Origin of the sequence: Streptomyces caeni (assembly GCF_042678285.1) — a bacterium.
Classification (GTDB): Bacteria; Actinomycetota; Actinomycetes; order Streptomycetales; family Streptomycetaceae; genus Streptomyces; species Streptomyces caeni.
The window spans coordinates 58,433-79,528 of sequence record NZ_JBHUDX010000002.1; the positions used below are offsets into that span (position 1 = coordinate 58,433).

General features: G+C 73.5%; 19 protein-coding genes. 5 read left to right on the forward strand and 14 right to left on the reverse strand.

The features are described from left to right. Positions 1 to 319 precede the first annotated feature (319 nt). Positions 320 to 649, forward strand: a complete 330-nt coding sequence (locus tag ACFSL4_RS00885; RefSeq protein ID WP_381077031.1) for a DUF3817 domain-containing protein — start codon at positions 320 to 322, stop codon at positions 647 to 649. A gap of 119 nt (positions 650 to 768) precedes the next feature. On the opposite strand, the gene ACFSL4_RS00890 is transcribed toward ACFSL4_RS00885, so the two are convergent. The 3 genes from ACFSL4_RS00890 to ACFSL4_RS00900 form a co-directional block, all read right to left on the reverse strand. Continuing rightward, the gene (locus ACFSL4_RS00890; protein ID WP_381077033.1) at positions 769 to 1,938 is read right to left on the reverse strand and encodes an IS630 family transposase; all 1,170 of its coding nucleotides are present in this window, start codon (positions 1,936 to 1,938) and stop codon (positions 769 to 771) included. Between the two features lie 241 nt (positions 1,939 to 2,179). Continuing rightward, positions 2,180 to 2,833, reverse strand: a complete 654-nt coding sequence (locus ACFSL4_RS00895) for a hypothetical protein (protein ID WP_381077036.1) — start codon at positions 2,831 to 2,833, stop codon at positions 2,180 to 2,182. A gap of 39 nt (positions 2,834 to 2,872) precedes the next feature. Continuing rightward, positions 2,873 to 3,946 (reverse strand): DNA polymerase III subunit beta family protein, encoded by a 1,074-nt coding sequence (locus ACFSL4_RS00900; RefSeq protein ID WP_381077038.1) that lies wholly within the window; start codon positions 3,944 to 3,946, stop codon positions 2,873 to 2,875. Between the two features lie 169 nt (positions 3,947 to 4,115). Between ACFSL4_RS00900 and ACFSL4_RS00905 the strand changes: the two genes are divergently transcribed. Further along, entirely contained in the window at positions 4,116 to 5,489 is a 1,374-nt protein-coding gene (locus ACFSL4_RS00905; protein ID WP_381077040.1) for an FAD-binding oxidoreductase, read from the forward strand. A 217-nt stretch (positions 5,490 to 5,706) separates the two neighbouring features. Beyond that, positions 5,707 to 7,347 carry a PucR family transcriptional regulator gene (locus tag ACFSL4_RS00910; protein ID WP_381077043.1) on the forward strand — a complete coding sequence of 547 codons (1,641 nt, stop codon included), beginning with the start codon at positions 5,707 to 5,709 and terminating at the stop codon, positions 7,345 to 7,347. 175 nt (positions 7,348 to 7,522) lie between these two features. Here the strand turns inward: ACFSL4_RS00910 and ACFSL4_RS00915 are convergent, their stop codons facing one another. From ACFSL4_RS00915 to ACFSL4_RS00940, 6 genes are all read right to left on the reverse strand, one after another. Further along, positions 7,523 to 8,659, reverse strand: coding sequence for a glycosyltransferase family 4 protein (locus ACFSL4_RS00915; protein WP_381077045.1), 1,137 nt, complete (start codon positions 8,657 to 8,659; stop codon positions 7,523 to 7,525). Positions 8,660 to 9,306: 647 nt separating this feature from the next. Then, entirely contained in the window at positions 9,307 to 10,071 is a 765-nt protein-coding gene (locus ACFSL4_RS00920) for a hypothetical protein (protein WP_381077047.1), read from the reverse strand. Positions 10,072 to 10,106: 35 nt separating this feature from the next. Further along, complete coding sequence (gene recN / locus ACFSL4_RS00925) at positions 10,107 to 11,825, reverse strand: DNA repair protein RecN (RefSeq protein ID WP_381077067.1); 1,719 nt, start codon at positions 11,823 to 11,825, stop codon at positions 10,107 to 10,109. 178 nt (positions 11,826 to 12,003) lie between these two features. Next, positions 12,004 to 12,909, reverse strand: coding sequence for an NAD kinase (locus ACFSL4_RS00930; protein ID WP_381077050.1), 906 nt, complete (start codon positions 12,907 to 12,909; stop codon positions 12,004 to 12,006). Beyond that, on the reverse strand, positions 12,906 to 13,721 hold the full coding sequence (locus ACFSL4_RS00935; protein ID WP_381077052.1) for a TlyA family RNA methyltransferase: 816 nt from the start codon (positions 13,719 to 13,721) through the stop codon (positions 12,906 to 12,908). Before ACFSL4_RS00935 ends, ACFSL4_RS00930 begins: the two co-directional genes overlap by 4 nt. A gap of 54 nt (positions 13,722 to 13,775) precedes the next feature. Further along, the gene (locus ACFSL4_RS00940) at positions 13,776 to 14,093 is read right to left on the reverse strand and encodes a hypothetical protein (RefSeq protein ID WP_381077055.1); all 318 of its coding nucleotides are present in this window, start codon (positions 14,091 to 14,093) and stop codon (positions 13,776 to 13,778) included. Positions 14,094 to 14,135: 42 nt separating this feature from the next. On the opposite strand from ACFSL4_RS00940, the gene ACFSL4_RS00945 reads away from it, so the two are divergent. Beyond that, positions 14,136 to 14,483, forward strand: coding sequence for a sterol-binding protein (locus ACFSL4_RS00945; RefSeq protein WP_381077057.1), 348 nt, complete (start codon positions 14,136 to 14,138; stop codon positions 14,481 to 14,483). A 33-nt stretch (positions 14,484 to 14,516) separates the two neighbouring features. Here the strand turns inward: ACFSL4_RS00945 and ACFSL4_RS00950 are convergent, their stop codons facing one another. The 4 genes from ACFSL4_RS00950 to ACFSL4_RS00965 all read right to left on the reverse strand — a co-directional run bounded on the left by ACFSL4_RS00950 (position 14,517) and on the right by ACFSL4_RS00965 (position 18,640). After that, positions 14,517 to 15,374 (reverse strand): ABC transporter ATP-binding protein, encoded by an 858-nt coding sequence (locus ACFSL4_RS00950; RefSeq protein ID WP_381077069.1) that lies wholly within the window; start codon positions 15,372 to 15,374, stop codon positions 14,517 to 14,519. Positions 15,375 to 15,439: 65 nt separating this feature from the next. Continuing rightward, the gene (locus tag ACFSL4_RS00955; protein WP_381077059.1) at positions 15,440 to 16,516 is read right to left on the reverse strand and encodes a FecCD family ABC transporter permease; all 1,077 of its coding nucleotides are present in this window, start codon (positions 16,514 to 16,516) and stop codon (positions 15,440 to 15,442) included. Continuing rightward, positions 16,513 to 17,556 (reverse strand): FecCD family ABC transporter permease, encoded by a 1,044-nt coding sequence (locus tag ACFSL4_RS00960; RefSeq protein ID WP_381077061.1) that lies wholly within the window; start codon positions 17,554 to 17,556, stop codon positions 16,513 to 16,515. Before ACFSL4_RS00960 ends, ACFSL4_RS00955 begins: the two co-directional genes overlap by 4 nt. Before the next feature lie 55 nt (positions 17,557 to 17,611). Further along, positions 17,612 to 18,640: an HAD hydrolase-like protein gene (locus ACFSL4_RS00965; RefSeq protein ID WP_381077063.1), complete on the reverse strand. Its 1,029-nt coding sequence runs from the start codon at positions 18,638 to 18,640 to the stop codon at positions 17,612 to 17,614. A gap of 71 nt (positions 18,641 to 18,711) precedes the next feature. Between ACFSL4_RS00965 and ACFSL4_RS00970 the strand changes: the two genes are divergently transcribed. After that, positions 18,712 to 20,010: a DUF1015 domain-containing protein gene (locus ACFSL4_RS00970; protein ID WP_381077065.1), complete on the forward strand. Its 1,299-nt coding sequence runs from the start codon at positions 18,712 to 18,714 to the stop codon at positions 20,008 to 20,010. 16 nt (positions 20,011 to 20,026) lie between these two features. Here the strand turns inward: ACFSL4_RS00970 and ACFSL4_RS00975 are convergent, their stop codons facing one another. Beyond that, positions 20,027 to 20,770 (reverse strand): tetratricopeptide repeat protein, encoded by a 744-nt coding sequence (locus ACFSL4_RS00975; protein ID WP_381077072.1) that lies wholly within the window; start codon positions 20,768 to 20,770, stop codon positions 20,027 to 20,029. Positions 20,771 to 21,096: the final 326 nt, after the last annotated feature.

Sequence of the window (21,096 nt, forward strand, 5' to 3'; positions counted from 1 at the left end):
GGTCCGGCCGGGCCGACCGACAGGCGGCATTGCGGGGGCTGCGGGGGCCGTGCCGCCGGGCGCGCGGGCTGCGGACCGAGGGCCCATGTGTACGGGGCTGCGTGCGGCCCGCATAGGCGTCCCCCCGATCAGGCTCGATGGGGACGGGGTCACCTGCACCCGTCAACCCGGGCAGGGCAGGGTCCGCATACGACCGCTCTGCGTAGTCGTAGTCGCCGGCCGTCTTCCGGGACCTGGTGGGTCGGGCGCCTCCACCGGTCGCTATGGTGACCGAACAGCTGTGCCGGTGGGAGGGATGGGAGGGAACGGGCCGTTCGAGATGTCCACATACAGCGCGCGGCTCTTCGCCGTACTGCAGATATTCCGGCTGGTGGCGGTCGCCGAGGGGACCTTGCTGCCCGCTCTCCTGGTGCTGGTCCTGGTGCGTTACCTCACCGGTGCCGGCGCGTCCGCGGTCGCCGTGATCGGTGCGACGCACGGCACCGTCTTCACCGTCTATCTGCTCCTCCTGCCCCTCGTGCGCAGGGCGCTGGACTGGCCGTGGCGAACGGTGGGGATCGCCTTCATCGCCTCGCTGGTGCCTCTCGCACCGTGGGCTCTCGAGCGCCAGTTCCGGACTGAGATACGCAGCTACGCCGAGCGGCGGTAGCGCGACCCTCTACGCCTTCCGGCCGTGCGTGCGTGAGCCGGCGGCCCGCTCCTCGGGCGGCCGGTAGGGGGCTGCCCGCCCGGCTAAGTGGTCGACTCTCGAAGTCCTTCGGGGGTTGATCAGGTTGCCAGGGCGACGGAGGATTCTTCTTGTCGGTCGACTGGTGTGTGTCGGTCGAGCCGGGCCAGCAGATCGTCCAGGTCGGAGGTGGTGAACTTCCACTGGAACGGCTGTGCCGTGGCGTTGTAGCGGTCTTCGAATGCTCGGAGCCGGTCTCGGACCTGGGTGAGGTCCGTGAAGTCGTTGGGTTGGACGACCTTGCGCTGGACGATCGAGAAGAAGATCTCGATCTGGTTGGTCCAGGAGGCGTGTAGAGGGGTGTGGACCATGACCGCGTTCGGAAACGCCTTGGTCAGGCGGTCGACGGCCTTCTTCCCCCGATGGGAGGAGCCGTTGTCGACGATCCAGAAGACGCGTCCGGCGCTCGCGTAGGGCTCGGTGGTCATGACCTGGGTGACCAGGGCCATGAAGGGGACGATGCCGGTCTTCGGCTCGCAGCGGCCGAAGACCTTCGCGCGGTGGACGTCGTAGGCGGCCAGGTAGGCCAACGCGCCGCCGCGGCCGTACTCGTGGTTTACGCGCATCGCCCTGGCCCGGCCCGGAGCCAGGGTCGGATGGCAGCGGCAGCGCGCCTGGACGGAGGTCTTCTCGTCGCTGGAGACGACGTACTCGTCCTCGCCCAGCGGGACACCCTCGAACGTGCGGGCGTACAGGTCCAGGACACGCTGGGCCTTGACGCGGAAGTCCGGGTCACGGATGAAGATCCAGGACCGGTACTGCCAGGGCTTGAGCGCGTCCTCGCGCAACCAGCAGCGCACCGTGGACGCGGAGACGGTATCGGTAATCCCGCGCGCGGTCAGCTCGGCGGCCAGCTCTGGGCAGGACCAGTGCGACAACGGCACGCCGGTCTCGGCGGGCAGCTGGCAGGCCAGCGCCTTGGCCTCGGCGACCTGCACGGGGGTGAAACGGGCGGGGCGCCCGGAGTGCTTGCGGTCGGCCAGGGTCGGCAGCCCGCCGTGGGCGAACCGGCCGCGCCAGGTCCGGACCGTGTCCACGTGCAGGTGGGTCTCGGCAGCGATCCTGGCGTTACTCCGGCCACGTGCCGCAAGGAGGACGACTGCGGCACGCTGCCGGGCTTGGTGTGGAGTCTTGTGCCCGTAAGCCATCTTCTTCAGTCGGTGGCGCTCGGCGGCGGTCAGCACCACCGTCACGGCAGCGAGTATGGCCACGTGCCTGTCCCCCGGATCCTGCGGCAGGCTGATGAGCCTGAATGATTTCGACGGCCCCCGCTCTTCCTTCCGCTTCGTTGGATCTTCAAGGAGGCAGGAAGAGCGGTAGTGACCGGCATGTTGATGGCCCGCCGACCGTCAGGTCGGCGGGCCATCGTGATTGTTGAAGGTTCGTCGGCGCCCCGGAAGGCGGCCGGTGGCCTACGCTCGGGGCTCGCGTGTCACCGAGGATCGGGGGCGTTCACGCGGCGGACCGGCTCTTGATCGCGTGGCTGAGGGCGGCCTGTTCTTCGTCGGGAAGGCGACGCTCGGCGTGGAGCATGCGCAGGGCGGTGGTGATGCGTTCCTCGTCCTCGGGGGTGCCGAGGCTGCCCATGTACGGGGGCAGCAGCAGGCTCAGGGCTTCGAGGTCCGTGCGCGTGCAGAGCGTGGTGAGGAGTTCACGGACCGGGTCTTCGTGCTGCTGTGGTGCGGGCCGGGCGGTGGCACGCAGCCCTGCGGCGATGCGGTAGCGGAGCCATTGCTGGTGGGGGCCGGCTGGGACGTCGTCGATGTGCTTGGCGGCGGACTCGAAGTGTTCGCGGGCCTGCTCGATCTGGCCCAGGTCCCGGTGGGCCCGGGCCATGTTGCCGTGAAGGGACGCGTAGAAGCCGCGGACACGGTCGTCACCGACCTTGTCGGCCCGGGTCAGGCATTCCTGGTTCCAGCGCAGAGTCTCCTGCGGGGTCGGCTGGTGCCGGGCGAGGTAGTGCGCGGCGATACAGGCGTCGTAGTGGTCCTCGGCCGCTTCCCAGGCTTGAAGGAACAGGTCCCGTGCTCGGACGTCTCGTCCTTCGGCCTCGGCCTGCATACCCTGCGTGCACAGCTGCACGACGATGTTCTCGGGGACGGTCACGGTTCTCCTGAGGTGATGGGGGTGCGGTGGTGAGGAGGATCAGCTGGAGGTGTTGAGGGCGACGGGCATGATCAGCGTGGTGAAGCTGCCTTGGTCCGCGGAACGCACCACGACAGGCCGATCGACGGCGGAGATCTCCAACAGGACGTCGGGCCCGACACTGGCCTCCAGCGCGGGGGCCAGGACGGCAGGATCGAAACCGATCCGCTGGGGCAGGTCTTCATGGCAGACTGCGGGCAGGGTGGCGGCGTTGGAGTGGTCGGCCAGAGAGACGACCAACTCGTCGCCCGCGAAGTTCAGAGCGATGCGTGCAGCGTCGCCGTGACTGCTGACCGCGTCACGCAGGGCCAGGCGATCCACGATCACGCGGTATTCGGGCGGGGCCAGAGCCGAGAGCATCTCGCGGTAGGCAGGGAACAGGTCATCGGTCGTCACCAGGACACGGGACTCTGCCGTACTGCGTGCGCGGGCGCCGTCCGGTCCGACCTGGATGGTGACGTCGTGGACTCGCGCCGCCCATTGCCCGAACTCGATCAGGTCAGCCGCGTGCACCAGCAGGCGGCAGGGCCCTCCGTCGAGCGCCGCCGGCCTCAAGACTCGCATCGACAGGCGATAGCGATCGGTAGCCACCAGACGCACCTCGTCCTCATCGATCTCGATGAGGACGCAACCCAGCGCAGGGAGTGCAACGTCGGAAGCCGCGGCCGGCACCACCTGGCGGACAGCGCTGGCCAACTCCACGCCGCCGATTCGCGCTTCCGTCATGCTTTCGGCAGTCGAGAGGGAACGCAGTGCCACGGCGATGGCGACCTTGGCCCTCTGCGTCTGGTCCCGCATCCTCTCCAAGTGCCGCTCCAGCACCTCTCGGCCCTCGCGCTCGGGCCCGTCGAGCACCACGGTGACCTCAGCCAGCGGCAGTCCCGCTTCTCGCAGACTGCGCAGGAGAGCGGCACGGGCCTCCTGAGCAGGACTGTAGAAGCGGTATCCCGTCGCCCCATCGACCCACGCCGGCCGCAGGACGCGGCAGTCGTCGTAGAAGCGCAGGGCGCTCGGAGCGAGACCAACCCGCCGCGCGAAGGCGCTGATGCTGAGTAGTTCCGTGGTGCCGTCCATGGCCCCGATTGTCGACGTTCATCCAACTTGAAGGTCAACTCGCCCTTCGGCCGGGTTCCACGCCACCACCTGGCACGGGAGCTCCCTCAGCGTCAACCCCCGAAGGACTTCGAGCGCCGACCACTAAGCTGGAGGAAGTCCTGTCCCCGGCTGGAAGGGGGCGGCTGCCATGGCCCCCCTTTCGACGGCGGGCGCGGCGCTCGCCGCGCTCCGCGCGGACCTGGCGGGCGACGTCCTCGCGCCCGGTGATCCGGGCTACGACCTGGCCCGCACTGTCTTCAACGCGCTGATCGACCGCCGTCCGGCCGTGATCGCGCAGTGCGCGGGAACGGCCGACGTCGTCCGGTCCGTGCGCTTCGCCAGGGACCTGGACCTGAAGATCGCCGTCCGCGGCGGCGGCCACTGCATCGCGGGCATGGCGGTCAACGACAACGGCGTGGTCGTGGACCTGCGCCGGATGCACCGGGTCGCGGTCCGTCCCGGCTCCGCCTCGGCACGGGTCGAGGGCGGCACCCCGACCGGCCATCTGGACCGCGTCACCCAGCCGCACGCCCTCGCGACCACCGGCAGCCGCTACTCGGCAGCGGGGGTCGCCGGCTTCGTCCTCGGTGGTGGCAGCGGCTGGCTGGACCGGGCCTTCGGGCCGGCCGTCGACAACCTGCTCGATGTCGAACTGGTGACCGCGGACGCCACCACCGTCCACGCGAGTGCCGAGGACGACCCCGAGCTGTTCTGGGCCCTGCACGGCGGCGGCGGGAACTTCGGCGTCGCCACCGCGCTCACGCTGAGGCTCCACGAGCTGCCCGAGTTCTGCGTCGCCCTGGTGCTGGTGAGGCCCGAGGCGGGCCCGGAGGCGATCCGGGTGCAGCGCGACCTGATGGCCACCGGGCCGCCCGAGGCGGGCGGCGCCGCGCTGTACCTGACCGGGCCGCCCGAGCCGTTCGTCCCCGACCATCTCGTTGGGACGCTGCTGTGCGCCGTGCTGGTCACCTACGCCGGCGGCCGGGCCGCCCTGCGCGAGCTCGTCCGGCCGCTGCTGGCGCTGCCGCACGAGGCGGAGGTGGTGGCCGCCGTGCCGTACGCCGACGTGCAGTGCATGCTCGATGATCCGCCCGGGCTGCGGAACCACTGCCGGGCCGGGTATCTGACCGGCCTGCCCGACGAGCTGATCGACGCCTTCTGCGCCCGGGCGCGCACGATGCCCGTCCCCACGGCCTGCCGGCAGATGCTGTTCCCCCTCGGCGGCACGGGATGCCCCGGCTACCCGGTCCCCCACCAGGGCGCGGCCTGGGCCGTGCACGCGTGCGGCGTCTGGGAGAACCCGGCGGACGACCTGCGGGTCCTGCAGTGGGCCGGGGACCTGCGCGACGACGTCCGGCCCTGGCGCACCGGAGCGGTCCGCGTGAGCCTGGTCGGTGACGAGGGCAGGGACCGGGTGGTGGCCGGCCTCGGCACCGGAAACCTCAACCGCCTGGCACGGGTCAAGCGCCGCTACGACCCGGACAACGTGTTCCGCTACAACCACAACATCGCGCCGGCCTGACATGGAGAGGGCAGGAGGGAGTGGGGGACGGGGCAGTGTCCGGTGCGGTCGGTCGGTGCAAGGCGCCGGAAGGTCCTCGTGGCGGAGCTGTCAGGACCTCTCGCCGGACGCCGCGGGCGGCCGAACCGGGCCTTGCGGCACTGCCCCCTCCCGCTGCCCGGGGCGTCACCGGGGCCGGCGGGTGTGCTCGGGGCATCCGCGCAGGTAGCGTCACCGCATGGACAGCCGTTTCGACCCCCAGGGCGCCCCGGACAGCGGGATCACCGTGCAGCGGGCGCTGGAGCTGCCCGGGCTGCGCAGCGGGCTGCCGGAGGTGGTGGCCGCCGCCGACCGGCTGCACCGCACGGTGCGCTGGGTGCACGCGGGCGAGGTACCGAACATCGCCTCGCTGCTCAAGGGCGGCGAGTTGCTCCTGACCACCGGGTACGGCCTGGGCACCCGCCCCGCCGACCAGCGCGCGTTCGTGCGGACGCTGGCCGAGCGGGGGATCGCCGCCCTGGTCGTGGAGCTGGGCCCGCGCTTCACCCGGCTGCCCGCCGCCTTGGTCGAGACGGCGCGGGCGGCCGGTCTGCCGCTGGTGCAGCTGCATCGCCAGGTGCCGTTCGTGACGGTGACGGAGGAGATCCACACCGAGATCGTCAACGGCCACTACGCACTGCTCCAGCGGGCCGAGGAGGTGCACCGCCGCTGCACGGAGGCGCTGCTGGGCGGGGGCGGGGTGCCCCAGGTGCTCGGGATCCTGGCCGACTTCAGCGGCAACCCGGTGTTCCTGGAGACCGCCGACGGACGGCTGCTGTACGCCGCCGGATCCGGTCCGGCGGACACGGACCCGCTCCAGGTGTGGGAGGGCCTGCGCGGCCAGCACAAGGACGCGCCCCCGGCGGGCACGACCCTGGTGGACGTGCCCGGAGGCGGAGCCGGCGCGAGTGCCGTGCGGGCCCGGCTCGTGCTGCTGCCGGTCAGCGCGCCCGTGGCCCCGGTGCACCGGATCGCCGCCGAGCGGGCCGCGGGCATCCTCGCCGTGGTGCTGATGCAGGCCCGGCAGGAGGAGGAGCTGGCGGCGCGCGGACGCGGCGACTTCCTCACTGACCTCGCCGAGGGCCGCATCGCCGCGGAGGACGCGCCCGCCCAGGCCGGGGTGCTGGGTTTCAAGCCCGGCAGGAGCCCTCTGCTGCCGGTGGTGATGCGGCTGGCGGACGGTCTGTCCCCGGCCGGCGGTGGCTGGGCGGTGCTGGCGCGGGCGGTGGCCGAGGAGCTGAGCTCGGTGGGCGTGCCCGTCCTGCTCGGCGTACGACCGGTGGAGGGCCGGGTCCCGCTGCTGCTGGGCCTGCGCTCGGAGTCGGAGCGCTCCGCGGTCGCCGACCGGGTGGCCGGGGCGCTGCGGGCGGGCGTGGAACGGGCCGGGATGCGGCGGCAGGGCGCGCCGCCGCCGGTCGTGGTGGTCGGTGTCGCGGGCGGCTGGGCGGCGGCCTCGGCGGGCCTGCGGCACGCGGCGGAAACGGCGACGGCGGCGCAGGGGCTCCCGGAGCGGCCCTGGTACGACGCCCGTCGCCTCGACATCGACCTCCTGCTGTGGCGGCTGCGCGACCATCCGGACCTGGCGGCCTTCGTGGACCGCGCGATCGGCCCGCTCCTCGATCACGACCGCCGCTCCCGGCCGCCGCTGCTGCCCACGCTGGAGACGTATCTGGCGCACGCGGGCCGCAAGGCGGAGACGGCCCGCGAACTGCACCTGAACCGGCAGACCCTCTACAACCGGCTGGCCCGCATCGGCGAGTTGCTGGGCACGGACCTCGACGACCCGCAGGCGGTGCTGGCCTTGAGCCTGGCGCTGCGGGCGCGCCGGCACGTGCCCTGAGCGCTCCGCGGGACGTCCGGTGCTTCATCTGCGGGTGCGATGCGGGTGCCCTCTGCTCGAACGTGGCTGAGGGCTCGGGGGAGACCGGCCGCGCCCGCACGGCGCAGCCGCATGTCGACACCGCCCCGGGCCCCTACGGGCGCCGGCGGACCGCACCGGACCTCGCCGGACCCGCTCAGACGATGGGCCGTGCCTGGGTCAACTCGTCATATACGCTGAGAACTTGGGCCACGGTCTCGTCCTCGGTCGGCCAGCCGGCGGCCTGGCGTGTGCCCTTGTCGCGCAGCAGCCGGCGGCGCTTCGGGTCGTCCAGCAGCCGTACCACGGAACGGGCCAGTGCCTGTGCGTCACCGTACGGGACGAGTTCGGCGGCGTCGCCGACCAGTTCCCGGGTGCCGCCGACGTCGGTGGCGACGAGCGGGACGCGCGCGTGCAGGGCCTCCTGGGCCAGTACGGACCGGGACTCCCAACTGCTCGTCAGCAGCGCGATGTCGGCGGCTGCGAGCAGGTCGGCCACGTCCTCGCGCCGCCCGACCAGCCGCACGGGCAGCTCCTCGACCTCGATGCGCCGCTGCAGCACCGTCCGCAGCGGCCCCTCCCCGGCGATCACGACCAGGGGCAGCGGGTCGAGGCGGCGCCAGGCGCGGGAGGCGTCGAGCAGCACGTCGTACCCGCGGTGCCGGTCGAGGGTACCGACGGTCATGAGCAACGGACGGCCGGTGGCGCCGAGTTCGGCGAGGATCTTGGGGTGCCTGCGTTCGGGGTCGTCGTGCTCGGCCGGGGTGCGCGGCACCGGGAGGGAGACGGCGGCGAGCCTGGCGTCGCGGGCGCCGCGACGGCGGGCCCGGTCGACGAGGTCGGAGGAGGTGCCCAGCACGACCGACGCGGCCCGGGCCACCCGGCGTTCGAGGAGGCGCACCAGATGGGCGCGGGCGCCCTCGGCGTGCGCGCGGGTGTGCCAGGTGACGACGAGCGGGGTGCGCAGGCCGCCGAGGGCCAGCGCGGCGCGCAGAGCCGCGTGCAGTCCGTGGGCGTGCACCAGGTCCGCGTCACCGCAGGCGAGGCGGAGCGCGGCCAGGGAGGCGGGGTCCGTGCTGCGGGGCACGGGCACGTGCAGCGCGCCGACGCCGGAGAACCCGTAGGTGCGTTCGGCCTCGGTGGGGGCGCACACGGTCACGCTGACGCCCCGGGCCACCAGGCCCGAGGCCAACGAGCGCACGTGCCCGCTGCTGCCCGCGCTGCCGCCGCCGAGCACCTGCACGGTGCGCAGCGGCGGCCGGCCGTGCGGTGAGTGGCTGCTCGCAAGGCTCACGTGGCCGGGGCTCCTGGTTCGGCGTCTGGACGGTCACGAAGAAACGTACAGAAGGTTCACGCGGTGGACTGGACCGCGCGAGGTGCTCGGCGGATGACTCAAGGATGCCAGGGCGCGCGGGTGTTGCGGCAACGGCGGACGTGCGCGCCGACGGCGGACCGGGCGCCCGGAGGCGGACACGGTCACTCACTCGGGTGAGGGACGGAGGGGATTCGGGTGGCGTCCGGGCGGGTGGGACCGGCGGGGACCAGCGGGACCCGTGGGACCGGCCGGACCGGCCGGAACCAGCGGGACCCGTGGGACCGGCCGGACCTGCCGGAACCAGCGGTACCGGCCGGACCGGCGGGACCCGTGGGACCGGCGGGACCCGTGGGACCGGCGGGACCCGTGGGACCGGCCGGACCTGCCGGAACCAGCGGGGCCCGTGGGACCGGCCGTGGGACCGGCAGGACCCGTAGACCGGCGGGACCGGCCGGACCGGCGGGACCCGCGGGAACCAGCAGGAACCAGCGGTACCGGCCGGACCGGCCGGACCGGCGGGACCCGTGGGACCGGCGGGACCCGCGGGAACCAGCAGGAACCAGCGGTACCGGCCGGACCGGCCGGACCGGCGGGACCCGTGGGACCGGCGGGACCCGTGGGGCGGGTCACCCCGTGCCCCACGACCTGGCCGCCTCGCTCACCTTCTCCCCGTACACCGCCGCGGCCGTCAGCGCCGCCGCGTGGGCGAGAAGTCCGGCCCGGCCCGCTCCGGTGACGATGGCGGTGCCGAGAAGGGCGCCGAGGGCGTGCGCCCCGGTGTCGCCGAGCATCGCACGCTCCCCGAGATCGTCGGGGAGGACGGCGCCCGCGGCCCCCATCGCGGCGGCGGACAGTTCCCCGGCCGGTCCCTTCCGCACCAGCCCGGGGGCGCCCAGCGCGAGAACGGTACCGGCGGCGCGTCCCGGCCGTACGTCCACGAGGTTGACGAGATGGGCGGCCCCCGCGATCACGACACCGGCAAGCACCTTGTCCAGCGGCCGCTGCTTGAGCGCGGCCCCGGCGACGAGCGCCCCGGCCGAGATCCCGAACAGCTTCACCGCGCCGCTGGTGACTTCGCCGTGCCCCAGTGCGGACAGATGTGCCCGGAACCCACGCCGCGGGTCACCGGCGCCGGCGATGTCGTCGTAGGCGCCGCAGGCCCCGGCGACGAGCACGGCGGCCGCGGCGGCGGGGTGGACGCGTCCCGCCGCGAGCACGGCCGCCGCCGCCACGGCGGGCCCGGAGTGGAGCCCAACGGTCCGCCCGGCGTGGTTCGTCCGCTGCCAGCGTCCGTCACCGCCCGGCGCGACGGCGCGCAGGCCGGCCGTCGCGGCCCGGGCGACGGTCGCGGACAGGGCGAACGAGACGGTCCGGCGCATACGGCTGATCATCCCGTCACCCTACGGCAGCCCCTGTGCCGCCCCTCCTACAGGTCCGCCCTGGCCGTCGCCAGCAGTTCCTCCGCGTGGGCCCGGGCCGTCTGGGAGTCCTCCTGGCCCGCGAGCATCCGGGACAGTTCACGGATCCGCTCCTCGCCCTGAAGGACCTTCACCCCCGAGCGCGTCACCGATCCGTCGTTCGTCTTCTCCACCAGCAGCTGCCGGTCGGCGAACGCCGCCACCTGGGGCAGATGGGTGACGACCACCACCTGCGCGGTCTTCGCGAGCCGGGCGAGGCGGCGGCCGATCTCCACGGCCGCCTTGCCGCCGACGCCCGCGTCGACCTCGTCGAAGAGGTAGGTCGGCACGGGGTCCGTGCCCGCGAACACGACCTCCACCGCGAGCATCACGCGCGACAGCTCACCGCCGGACGCGCCCTTGGCGACGGGCCGGGGCGGCGCGCCGGGGTGGGGTGCGAGGAGCAGTTCGACCTCGTCGACGCCCGAGGGTCCGTACGCGACCGTACGTCCGCCGATCTCGACGCCGTCGGGATCGTCCGTCTGCCGGATCGCGAACGACACGCGCGCGTGCGGCATGGCGAGGGAGGCCAGCTCGGCGGTGACGGCGGCGGCGAAGCGCTCGGCGGCCTCCGTCCGCGCGTCCGTCAGTTCTCGGGCGTAAGCGCCCAGTTCGCCGCGCAGCGCGTCCCGCTCGGCGGTCAGCTCCTCGATCCGCTCGTCGTCGCCGTCGAGTTCGGTCAGCCGCGCGGCGCTGTGCTCGGCCCACGCCAGCACGGCGCCCACGTCCTCGCCGTACTTGCGGGTCAGCGCGTTGAGGGCGGCCCGCCGCTCCTCGACGGCGGCCAGCCGCAGCGGATCGGCGTCCAGGTCGTCGGCGTACCCGGCCAGTTCCCCGGCCACATCGCCCAGCAGGATCCCGATCTCCCCGATCCGGTCGGCGAGTGAGGCCAGCGCCGGGTCGTGCGAGCGCACCGCCTCCAAGGCCCGGTGCGCGCCGGCGACCAGCGTGGCCGCGTCGACGCCCTCGGGATCCTCCGGATTGCCCGCCAGCGCCGCGTGCGCGGCCGTCGCCGCCGACGCGAGCGCCTCCGCGTGCCCGAGCCGCTCGGCTTCCTCGGCCAGTTCCACGTCCTCGCCGGGCCGCGGCTGAACGGCGGCGATCTCGTCGAGTCCGAAGCGCAGCATGTCGGCTTCCTGCGCCCGTTCACGCGCCCGCGTGCCGATCTCCTCCAGCTCGGCGGCGACCGTCCGCAGTCGGCGGTACGCCTCCCCGTACTTGGTGAGCGGCACCGCGACGGCGTCGCCGGCGTACCGGTCGAGCGCCTGCCGCTGCCGGGACAGTTTGAGCAGGCCCTGCTGGTCGGTCTGCCCGTGCACGGCGACCAGTTCGTCGGCCAGTTCCGCGAGCACGCCGACGGGCACGGAACGCCCGCCCAGGTGCGCCCGCGAGCGCCCCTCGGCGGAAACGGTGCGGCTGACGAGCAGCGCACCGTCGTCGAGTTCCGCCCCGGCCTCCTCGGCGCGGACGGCGGCGGGGGCGCCCTCGGGCATGGCGATCCGCCCCTCCACGACCGCGTTCTTCGCACCGATCCGTACGAGCGCCGGGTCCGCGCGACCGCCGAGCAGCAGGCCGAGACTGGTGACGACCATGGTCTTGCCCGCGCCCGTCTCACCGGTCACGGCGGTGAAGCCGGGCGACAGCTCGACGACCGCGTCGTCGATGACTCCGAGCGACCGTATCCGCATCTCCTCCAACACGGACACGACCTTACGAGGTCGGGGCGCGGATGTGCGACGGCCCCCGGTGCGCCGGTGCGAAGCGGCAGGTGACAGAAAGGCGCCGAGGGTCCAAATCACCCCCGGGAGGGACGCCGCGCGCGGCACCGGCACCCCCCGCGGGGGCCGGTGCCGGCTCCTGCGGCGGTCAGTGCGGACGCCCGCGCCATCCCGACACCGGCAGCGCGAACTTGGCCACCAGCCGGTCCGTGAACGAGGCGTGGTGCAGCCTCGCCAGCCGCACCGGCACCGCGCCCCGCCGCACCTCGACCCGTGCCCCCTGCGGCAGCTCCACCATGCGCCGCCCGTCGCACCACAGCACCCCGTGCGAGGTGTCCGGCTGCACCTCCACGGCGAGCACGGAGTCCGGCGAGGTCACCAGCGGCTTGGCGAACAGCGCGTGCGCGCTGATCGGCACCATGAGCAGCGCCTCCACCTCCGGCCACACCACGGGCCCGCCCGCGGAGAAGGCGTACGCGGTGGAGCCGGTGGGGGTGGCGCACACGATGCCGTCGCAGCCGAACCCGGTCACCGGCCGCCCGTCGATCTCCAGGACGACCTCCAGGAGCTTCTCGGCGGAGACCTTCTGCACGGCCGCCTCGTTCAGCGCCCAGTCGGTGTGCACGATGTCGCCGTTCCTGTGCACGACGACATCGACCGTCATGCGCTCCTCGACCTCGTACGCCTTCATCACCACCCGGTCCACGACCCGGTCGAGGTCGTCGCGCTCGGCCTCGGCGAGGAAGCCGACCCTTCCGAGGTTGACGCCGAGCATCGGGACCCCGGAGGCGCGGGCGAACTCGGCACCGCGCAGCAGGGTGCCGTCGCCGCCGAGCACGATCAGCAGCTCGCAGCCGTCCAGGCACTGCGGCGTGGCCTCCTTGACGAGCTCCACGGTGTCCGGCAGCGGCAGGTCGGCCGCCTCGGCCTCCAGGACGCGCACATCGATCCCGCAGTGCTGCAGCCCCTTGACCACCAGCTCCGCGCTGCGGACGGCCGCGGGCCGCCCGGTGTGGGCGAGCAGGAAAACAGTACGAGCTCGGTTCTGTGTCAACGCGGCCCCTCCGCCACTGCACGGTCAACGTCGGCCGGGTCCAGTGCGGGTGCTCCGGCTCGCAGCCACAGAAAGTACTCGACGTTTCCCGAGGGTCCGGGCAGCGGACTCGCGGTCACGCCCTTCACCCCGAGCCCCAGTTCCGCGGCCCGCTCCGCGACCCCGCACACCGCCTCGGCACGCAGCTGCGGACTGCGGACGACGCCGCCGCTACCCAGCCGCTCCTTCCCCACCTCGAACTGCGGCTTGACCATCACCACAAGATCGGAGTCCGGTTTCGTGCACCGCACCAGGGCGGGCAGCACCAGTCCGAGCGGGATGAAGGACAGATCCCCCACGACAAGATCCACAGGCTCCCCATCGATCGCTTCGAGCGTCAACTCGCGTACGTTCGTACGGTCCTTGACGGTGACGCGTTCATCGTTGCGGAGAGACCACGCGAGCTGTCCGTAGCCGACGTCCACGGCGACGACGTGCGCGGCGCCCGCCCGCAGCAGGACGTCGGTGAAGCCTCCGGTGGACGCTCCGGCGTCGAGGGCCCGCCGCCCCTCGACCGCCAGGCCGCGCGGCACGAAGGCCTTCAGGGCGCCGGCGAGCTTGTGGCCGCCGCGCGAGACGTAGTCGGGGGCGCTGTCGTCGCGGGAGACCACGATCGCGGCCGCGGTCTCGACCTGCGTGGCGGGCTTGGTCGCGACGGTCCTGCCGACGGTGACACGGCCCGCGGCGATCAGCTGGCCGGCGTGCTCCCGCGAGCGTGCCAGCTTCCGGCGGACCAGTTCGGCGTCGAGACGGCGGCGTGCCACTCCTGCCACGTTCGGTTCAGCTCCTGCGGTCGTACGGTGATCGAAAGGTGCGGCCCAAGGGTCTCACCGCGGGGTGGGGGCCGGGTGAGAGGGAGGAGCCGGGGGCCCCGGGCGGGCGTCGAGGGCGGTCAGCGCGTCGCGCAGCCCCCGGTGCACATCCTCGTACACCTCCACATGCCCGTCGGTGGCGAGGTGGTCGGCGTCGGCCAGCCGCTCCAGCCAGGCGTCGACGTCCGCGTTGCCGGTGGGCGTCCGGGGCACGTTCAGGGGCGCGGGCGCGGCGGGGTCGTGCTCCGGCTCGTACGCGGAGCCGGCCGGAGCGTCCGGCTCCGCCACCACTGCTTCCACCGGGATCCCGGCCCCGGGCACAGAGTCGTTCATGCCCCGACGCTACCGCGAAGAGCTGGGGTACCGTCGCTGGCGATGGCGACGATCGAGGAGTGCCGCAGGGCACTCGACAAGTTCTCGGACAACCTGGCGGGCGCCGACGGGGACGTCCGCGCGGCCGCGGCGCTTGACCGCTCGCTCAGCTGCCGCATCACCGACCTGGACATCACCTTCGTCGGCCGCCTCAGGGGCGGCCGGATCGAGGTGCTGGACACCGTCCAGGGGCCGCCGCGCGAGAAGGCCCAGATCAGGCTGGCGATGGCCGGCGACGATCTGCTGGCGATGGTCGACGGCCACCTGCACTTCGCGAAGGCCTGGGGCGCGGGCCGGGTGCGCCTGGAGGCGGGCCTGCTGGACCTGTTCCGCCTGCGGAAGCTGCTGTAGCCGCACCGGGCGCGCCCCCGGGCACCGCCCCGCTCAGGGCTCCTTCCGGGGCACCATGCGTGAGCGCGCGCTGCGCGCGGCCGGCACCACCAGCGGTGAGCCGGTCTGCGGGTCGTCGATGACCTGGCAGCGCAGCCCGAAGACCTCCTCGACCAGCTCGGCCGTGACGATGTCGCCCGGGGCGCCCTCGGCGACGACCGCTCCGCCGCGCAGCGCGATGAGGTGGGTGGCGTACCGGGCGGCGTGGTTGAGGTCGTGCAGGACCGCGACCAGGGTGCGCCCCTCCTCCTCGTGCAGTTCGGCGCACAGGTCCAGCACGTCGATCTGGTGCTGGATGTCGAGGTAGGTGGTCGGCTCGTCCAGCAGCAGCAGCGGGGTCTGCTGGGCGAGCGCCATGGCGATCCACACGCGCTGCCGCTGCCCGCCGGAGAGTTCGTCGACGGGGCGGCCGGCCAGCTCGGCGACGCCGGTGCGCGCCATCGACTGCCGCACGGCCCGCTCGTCGTCCTCCGACCACTGGCGCAGGATCCCCTGGTGCGGATAGCGGCCGCGGCTGACGAGGTCGCCGACGGTGATCCCGTCGGGCGCGATCGAGGACTGCGGCAGCAGGCCGAGGGTCCGCGCGACCCGCTTCGCCGGCATCGACTGGATGACCCGCCCGTCGAGCAGCACCCGTCCCCCGGCCGGCTTGAGCATGCGGGACAGCGCACGCAGAAGGGTGGACTTGCCGCAGGCGTTCGGGCCGACGATCACGGTGAAGGAGCGGTCGGGGATCCGCACGGACAGCCCTTCCGCGATCACGCGCCGGTCGTAGGCGAGGGTGACGTGGTCGGCGGACAGGCGGTGCACGGGGCTCCTTGTGTCGTCGGTGTCCGTGTCGCTGACGTCCATGTCGCTGGTGTCCATGTCGTTGGCTTTGTTGCCGCTGGTGCCCGGACCCGGTTCGCCGGCGGCGCTCATATGCGGCCCGCCCGGCGTTCGGTGACCAGCAGCCACAGCAGGTAGACGCCGCCGAGGGACCCGGTGACCACCCCGACGGGCAGTTGGTCGGCGCCGAAGACCCGTTGTGCGGTCCAGTCCGCGACGATCAGCAGGGTGGCGCCCATGGCCGTGGAGGGCCCGAGGTTCGGTCCGGGCACGGGACCGCCTCCGGCACTCTTGAGGCGGCGGGGGAGGGCGAGCCGGCGGGCGAGCTGGGGGGCGGTGAGCGCCACGAAACCGATCGGGCCCGCGGCGGCGGTGGCGCCGGCGGTGAGAAGCACCGCGCACACCATCAGCAACAGCCGTACGCGCTCGACACGCACCCCGAGGGCGTACGCCGTGTCGTCGCCCATCTCCATCGTCCGCAGGGCACGCGCATGGCCGAGGACGACCGGCACGAGCACGGCGCACAGCGCGAGCAGCGGCCATACCTGCTCCCAGCCGCGGCCCGCCAGGGAACCGGTCGTCCACAGGACGGCGCGGGCCGCGTCGACGAGGTCCGCCTGCGTGAGCAGGTAGCCGTTGACCGCCGTGACGGCCGCGGAGACGCCGATACCGACCAGGACCAGCCGGTACCCGTGCACACCCCGCCTCCAGGCCGCGAGGTACAGGGCGGTCCCGGTCGCCAGGCCACCGGCGAGCGCCCCGGCCGCGACCTGCGCGGCGCTCCCGGAGAACAGCACGATCACCACGAGCGCGCCCGCCGTCGAGCCCTGTCCGAGGCCGAGGACGTCCGGGCTGCCCAGCGGGTTGCGGGTCAGGGACTGGAACAGCGCGCCGCCGAGCCCGAGCGAGGCCCCGGCCAGCAGCCCGACAAGGACGCGCGGCAGCCGCAGCTCGGTGACGACGAACTCCTGGCCCCGGCTGCCGTGACCGGCCAGCGCCCTGAGGACGTCCCCGGCCGGGACGGGGAAGTCCCCGGTGCCGATCAGCAGAATGCTGGCGGCCAGCGCGGCGGCCAGGAGCAGGGCGACGACCGCGAAGGCGCGCAGGTCGATCCGGACGGACAGGCCGCCCCGGATGCGCAGGACGTGGGTGCGGGGAGTCCTCACAGCCGCGCCGCCCTCCGCCGTCGTACGAGGAGGACGAAGGCCGGGCCGCCGATGACCGCGGTCACGATGCCGACCTGAAGCTCGGCGGGCCGGGCGACGACGCGCCCGACGACGTCGGCGCCCAGCAGCAGCACGGGTGACAGGACGGCCGCGTACGGCAGGATCCAGCGCAGGTCGGGGCCGGTGAAGGACCGTACGGCGTGCGGGACCATCAGCCCGACGAACCCGATCGGCCCGCAGGCGGCGGTGGCCGCCCCGCACAGAACGGTGGCGGAGGCCATGGACAAGGCCCTGGTGCGTCCCAGGTGGGCGCCCAGGGCGCGGGCGGTGTCGTCGCCCATCGCCACCGCGTTCAGAGGACGGGCGAGGGCCAGCGCGAGGACCGTGCCGGCCAGGAGGAACGGCAGGACCTGGACGATGGTCGCGTCGGTGGCCGAGGCCAGCGAGCCCACCGTCCAGAAGCGCATCGTGCCGAGCGCCGCGTCATCCATGATCATCACGGCCTGGAGGTAGCCGTAGAGAGCGGCGCTGATCGCGGCACCGGCGAGCGCGAGCCGCGCCGGTGTGCCGCTGCGGCCGCCGCCGAGGAACCACACCAGTGCCCCCACGGCGGCGGCGCCCAGGAAGGCGAACCAGACGTAGCCGCTGAGACTGGTGACGCCGAAGGAGGTGAGGGCGGTGACGACCGCGGCCGACGCGCCCGCGTTGATGCCGAGCAGGCCCGGGTCGGCCAGCGGATTGCGGGTGAGTGCCTGCAGGACGGCGCCGGACAGGCCGAGCGCGGCCCCGGCGAGCAGCCCGAGGACCGTGCGCGAGATCCGGTCGCCGACGACGAGGTCGGCGTACGTCCCCGAGTCGTGGACCAGGCCGTGCCAGACCTGGGCCGGCGAGAGCTCCTTGGCACCGATCGCGATGCTCGCCAGCGCAACGAGCGTCAGGATCACCACCGAGGCCAGGAGCCCGAGGGGCCGTGTGGCCCGGCGGAGAAAAGGCGCGGCGCCGGTCGCCGCGCCGGTTTCGGTAGGAGCGTCAACCAACACGAACTTAGGTTAGCCTACCCTTGCCAGAGGGTCGACGTCCGTGGTCCGTACCGGCTCACAGACCCAGCCGCGCCAGCGCCTTGCTCCCGTCCAGGCCACAGCAGCCCCCGCCCGCCGCCGTCCAGGCAGCCGCACACAGCGCCCGCAAACCGTCCAGGGCCTCGCCCTCGCCCTGCAGCTCCAGCCGCTCCGCGCCCGCGGTCGCCGTCCAGCCTCCGCACCGGAAACCGCCGTCGGCCACGCCCACCTCCGGCTGTCCGGCCAGCAGCCCGCGCAGGTCCGCGTCGACGTACGTCGGCCGGTGGTGCGGCGCGGCGGCGAGCAGCCGGGCGCCGTCCGTCACCCCCGTGAGGACCAGCAGCGAGTCGACGTCGCCGTTGAACGCGCCCTCGATGTCCGTGTCCAGCCGGTCCCCGACCACCAGCGGCCGCTCGGCACCGGTCCGCAGGATCGTCTCCCGGTGCATCGGCGGCAGCGGCTTACCCGCCACCTGCGGCTCGGCGCCGGTCGCGAGCCGTACCACCTCCACGGCCGCGCCGTTGCCCGGCGCGATCCCCCGCGCACTCGGGATCGTCACATCGGTGTTGGACGCGAACCACGGCACCCCGCGCGCGATGGCGTAGGCCGCCTCCGCGAACCGCCCCCAGGGAAGCTCGGGCCCGCCGTAGCCCTGCGCGACGGCCACCGGGTCGTCGTCGGCCGACTCGACGGGTTCGAGCCCCCGTTCCCGCAGCGCGGCACGCAGCCCCTCACCGCCGATGACCAGCACGCGCGCTCCGGTCGGCACCTGCTCGCTGATGAGCCGGGCGACCGCCTGCGCCGACGTGACCACGTCCGAGGCGTGGGCCGGTATCCCCAGCTCGGTCAGGTGCGCGGCGACCGCCTCGGGGGTCCGCAGGGCGTTGTTCGTGACGTACGCCAGATGCATCCCGCCCGCGCGGGCGCTGCCGAGCGACTCCACGGCGTGCTCGATCGCGTTCCCTCCCGCGTACACCACCCCGTCCAGGTCGAGCAGGGCCGTGTCGTACACCTCGCTCAGGGGTCGCACGCTGGCGTCGGTCCGCGTCCTGACGGTCTGGCTCATCACACATCGCTCCTCGTTCGCTCGCCTTCCCCGATCATCGCGCATGGCACCGGCGCACTTACCATGCATCAATGAAGACTGCAGGTCCCAGGAACGTACCGACGCGCATGGGCCTTGACCTGACCCCTTTCCGGGGCCTGCGCTACAACCCCGACCGCGTCCGCAGCCTCGCCGCGGTCACCTCCCCGCCGTACGACGTCGTCGTACGGCCCGACGGGCTGCACCACCTGGAGTCGGCCGACCCGCACAACATCGTCCGCCTGATCCTCCCCCAGGCGCCCACCCCGGCGGCACGCAACGAACAGGCGGCGCGCACCCTGCGCCGCTGGCTCGCCGAAGGCGTCCTGACCGCCGACTCCGAGCCCGGCTTCTACGTCTACGAGCAGCGCGGCGAGGGACTGCTGCAACGCGGCGTCATAGGCGCCCTGCGCGTGTCCGAGCCGACGGCCGGCGTCGTCCTCCCCCACGAGGATGTCATGCCGCACATCGTCGCCGACCGCGCCGCCCTGATGCGCGCGACCCGCGCCAACCTCGAACCCCTGCTGCTCACCTACCGCGGCGACGGGCCCGAGGCCGGCGCGACGGCAGTCATCGAGCGCACCGCCGAGCGCCCCCCGCTGGTGTGCACGACTACGGAGGACGGATTCGGCCACCGCCTCTGGGCGGTCACGGACCCGGCCGAGATCACCGAGATCCAGACGGATCTGACCGGCCACCAGGCGCTGATCGCCGACGGCCACCACCGCTGGGCGACATATCTACGCCTACACGCGGAGCACACCTCCCCCAGCCCCTGGGACTACGGCCTGGTCCTCCTGGTGGACACCGCCCGCTACCCCCTGCGGGTCCGCGCCATCCACCGCCTCCTGCACCGCCTGCCGGTGGCCGACGCACTGTCCGCCCTCAGGGGTCTGTTCCGGGTGCGTGAGTTGCGCGTCCCGCTCGCCGACGCACTGGACGCGCTCGCCGGCGCGGCCCGCGCCGGCAACGCCTTCCTGCTCGCCGGCGACGGCCACTTCCACCTCGTCGACCGGCCGTCCCCGGACCTGCTGGCCCGTACGATCCCGGCGGACCGCCCGGACGCCTGGCGCACGCTGGACGCGACGGTCCTGCACTCCGCGCTCCTGGAGGAGGTCTGGCGCATCCCGGACTCGCCCGAGCACATCGCGTACATCCACGACACGGCCGCCACGGTCGAGAAGGCGGAGCGCGACGGCGGCACGGCCGTTCTGCTGCACCCGGTCCGCGAGGACGTCGTACGCGAGCTGGCCCGGCAGGGCGTCACCATGCCTCGGAAGTCGACGTCGTTCGGCCCGAAGCCGGCATCGGGGCTGGTGCTGCGGGCCCTGGCGCCCCCCGAGACGCTCTGAGCACGGAGCTTTGAGGTCAGTCCTCCTCGTCCTCGGGGCCGCCTTCGGGGCCGTCCTGGTCCCCCGTGTTCTCGTCGAGCGCGTCGACGAACTCCACACCGTCCAGTTCGGCGAGCCGGTCGGAGGCGTCCGTACTGCCGTCCTTGTCGGACTCGACGGCCTTGGCGAACCACTCACGCGCCTCGCTCTCCCGCCCCGCGGCAAGCAGCGCGTCGGCGTACGCATACCGCAGCCGGGCGGTCCACGGCTGGATGGAGCTGGAGGCCAGCTCCGGGCTCTGCAGCGTCACGATGGCGGCGTCGAGCTGCCCCATGTCCCGCCGCGCACCGGCCGCGACGAGCCGCATCTCGACCTGCCCTGCCTTGTCGAGCTTCTGCACCTCGGGCGCACCGGCCATGTCCAGCGCCTTCTCGGGCCGGCCCAGACCGCGCTCGCAGTCGGCCATGACAGGCCACAGGTCGACGTTCCCGGTCATACGCCGGGCAGCCCGGAACTCCGCGAGGGCCTCCGCGTACTTCTGGGTGGCGTAGGCGGCGAAGCCGGCCGCCTCACGTACCGCGGCAACACGGGAGGCGAGACGCAACGCCACCTTGGAGTAGCCGTACGCACTCTCGGGCTCCTCGTCGATGAGCCGGGCGACCATCACCAGGTTCTTGGCGACGTCGTCGGCGAGCGTCTTGGGCAGGCTCTGCAGTTCCTGCCGCACATCCTTGTCGATCTCCTCGCCCGTGACGTCCTCCGGGATCGGAAGCCGCTTGATCGGCTCACGGTCGCGCTCTCGCTCCTCACGGATCCGGCCGCCACCACGCCGGTCGTCGCGGCCCCGGAAGCCACCGGGGCGGCCGCCGCGCTCATCGCGACGGGGGCCGCGCGCACCTCGCTCCTCGCGTCCACGGAAGCCGCCGCGGTCACCGCGGCCCTCGTCACGTCCACGGAAGCCACGGTCCCGGTCGTCGTCACGGCGCCCATACCCACCGCGCTCGTCACGCCGGTCATCACGCCGGAACCCACGATCACGGTCATCATCACGGCGCCCATACCCACCGCGGTCGTCACGCCGGTCATCACGCCGGAAGGCAGGACGGT

What these genes read in the sequence shown, in the direction of transcription:
- ACFSL4_RS00905 (WP_381077040.1), top strand. Translation starts at nt 4,116, where the DNA reads ATGGCCCCCCTTTCGACGGCGGGCGCGGCGCTCGCCGCGCTCCGCGCG.
- recN (WP_381077067.1), bottom strand. Translation starts at nt 11,825, where the DNA reads ATGCGGATACGGTCGCTCGGAGTCATCGACGACGCGGTCGTCGAGCTG.
- ACFSL4_RS00965 (WP_381077063.1), bottom strand. Translation starts at nt 18,640, where the DNA reads ATGAGCCAGACCGTCAGGACGCGGACCGACGCCAGCGTGCGACCCCTG.
- ACFSL4_RS00910 (WP_381077043.1), top strand. Translation starts at nt 5,707, where the DNA reads ATGGACAGCCGTTTCGACCCCCAGGGCGCCCCGGACAGCGGGATCACC.
- ACFSL4_RS00885 (WP_381077031.1), top strand. Translation starts at nt 320, where the DNA reads ATGTCCACATACAGCGCGCGGCTCTTCGCCGTACTGCAGATATTCCGG.
- ACFSL4_RS00920 (WP_381077047.1), bottom strand. Translation starts at nt 10,071, where the DNA reads ATGATCAGCCGTATGCGCCGGACCGTCTCGTTCGCCCTGTCCGCGACC.
- ACFSL4_RS00970 (WP_381077065.1), top strand. Translation starts at nt 18,712, where the DNA reads ATGAAGACTGCAGGTCCCAGGAACGTACCGACGCGCATGGGCCTTGAC.
- ACFSL4_RS00945 (WP_381077057.1), top strand. Translation starts at nt 14,136, where the DNA reads ATGGCGACGATCGAGGAGTGCCGCAGGGCACTCGACAAGTTCTCGGAC.
- ACFSL4_RS00940 (WP_381077055.1), bottom strand. Translation starts at nt 14,093, where the DNA reads ATGAACGACTCTGTGCCCGGGGCCGGGATCCCGGTGGAAGCAGTGGTG.
- ACFSL4_RS00900 (WP_381077038.1), bottom strand. Translation starts at nt 3,946, where the DNA reads ATGGACGGCACCACGGAACTACTCAGCATCAGCGCCTTCGCGCGGCGG.
- ACFSL4_RS00950 (WP_381077069.1), bottom strand. Translation starts at nt 15,374, where the DNA reads ATGGACGTCAGCGACACGGACACCGACGACACAAGGAGCCCCGTGCAC.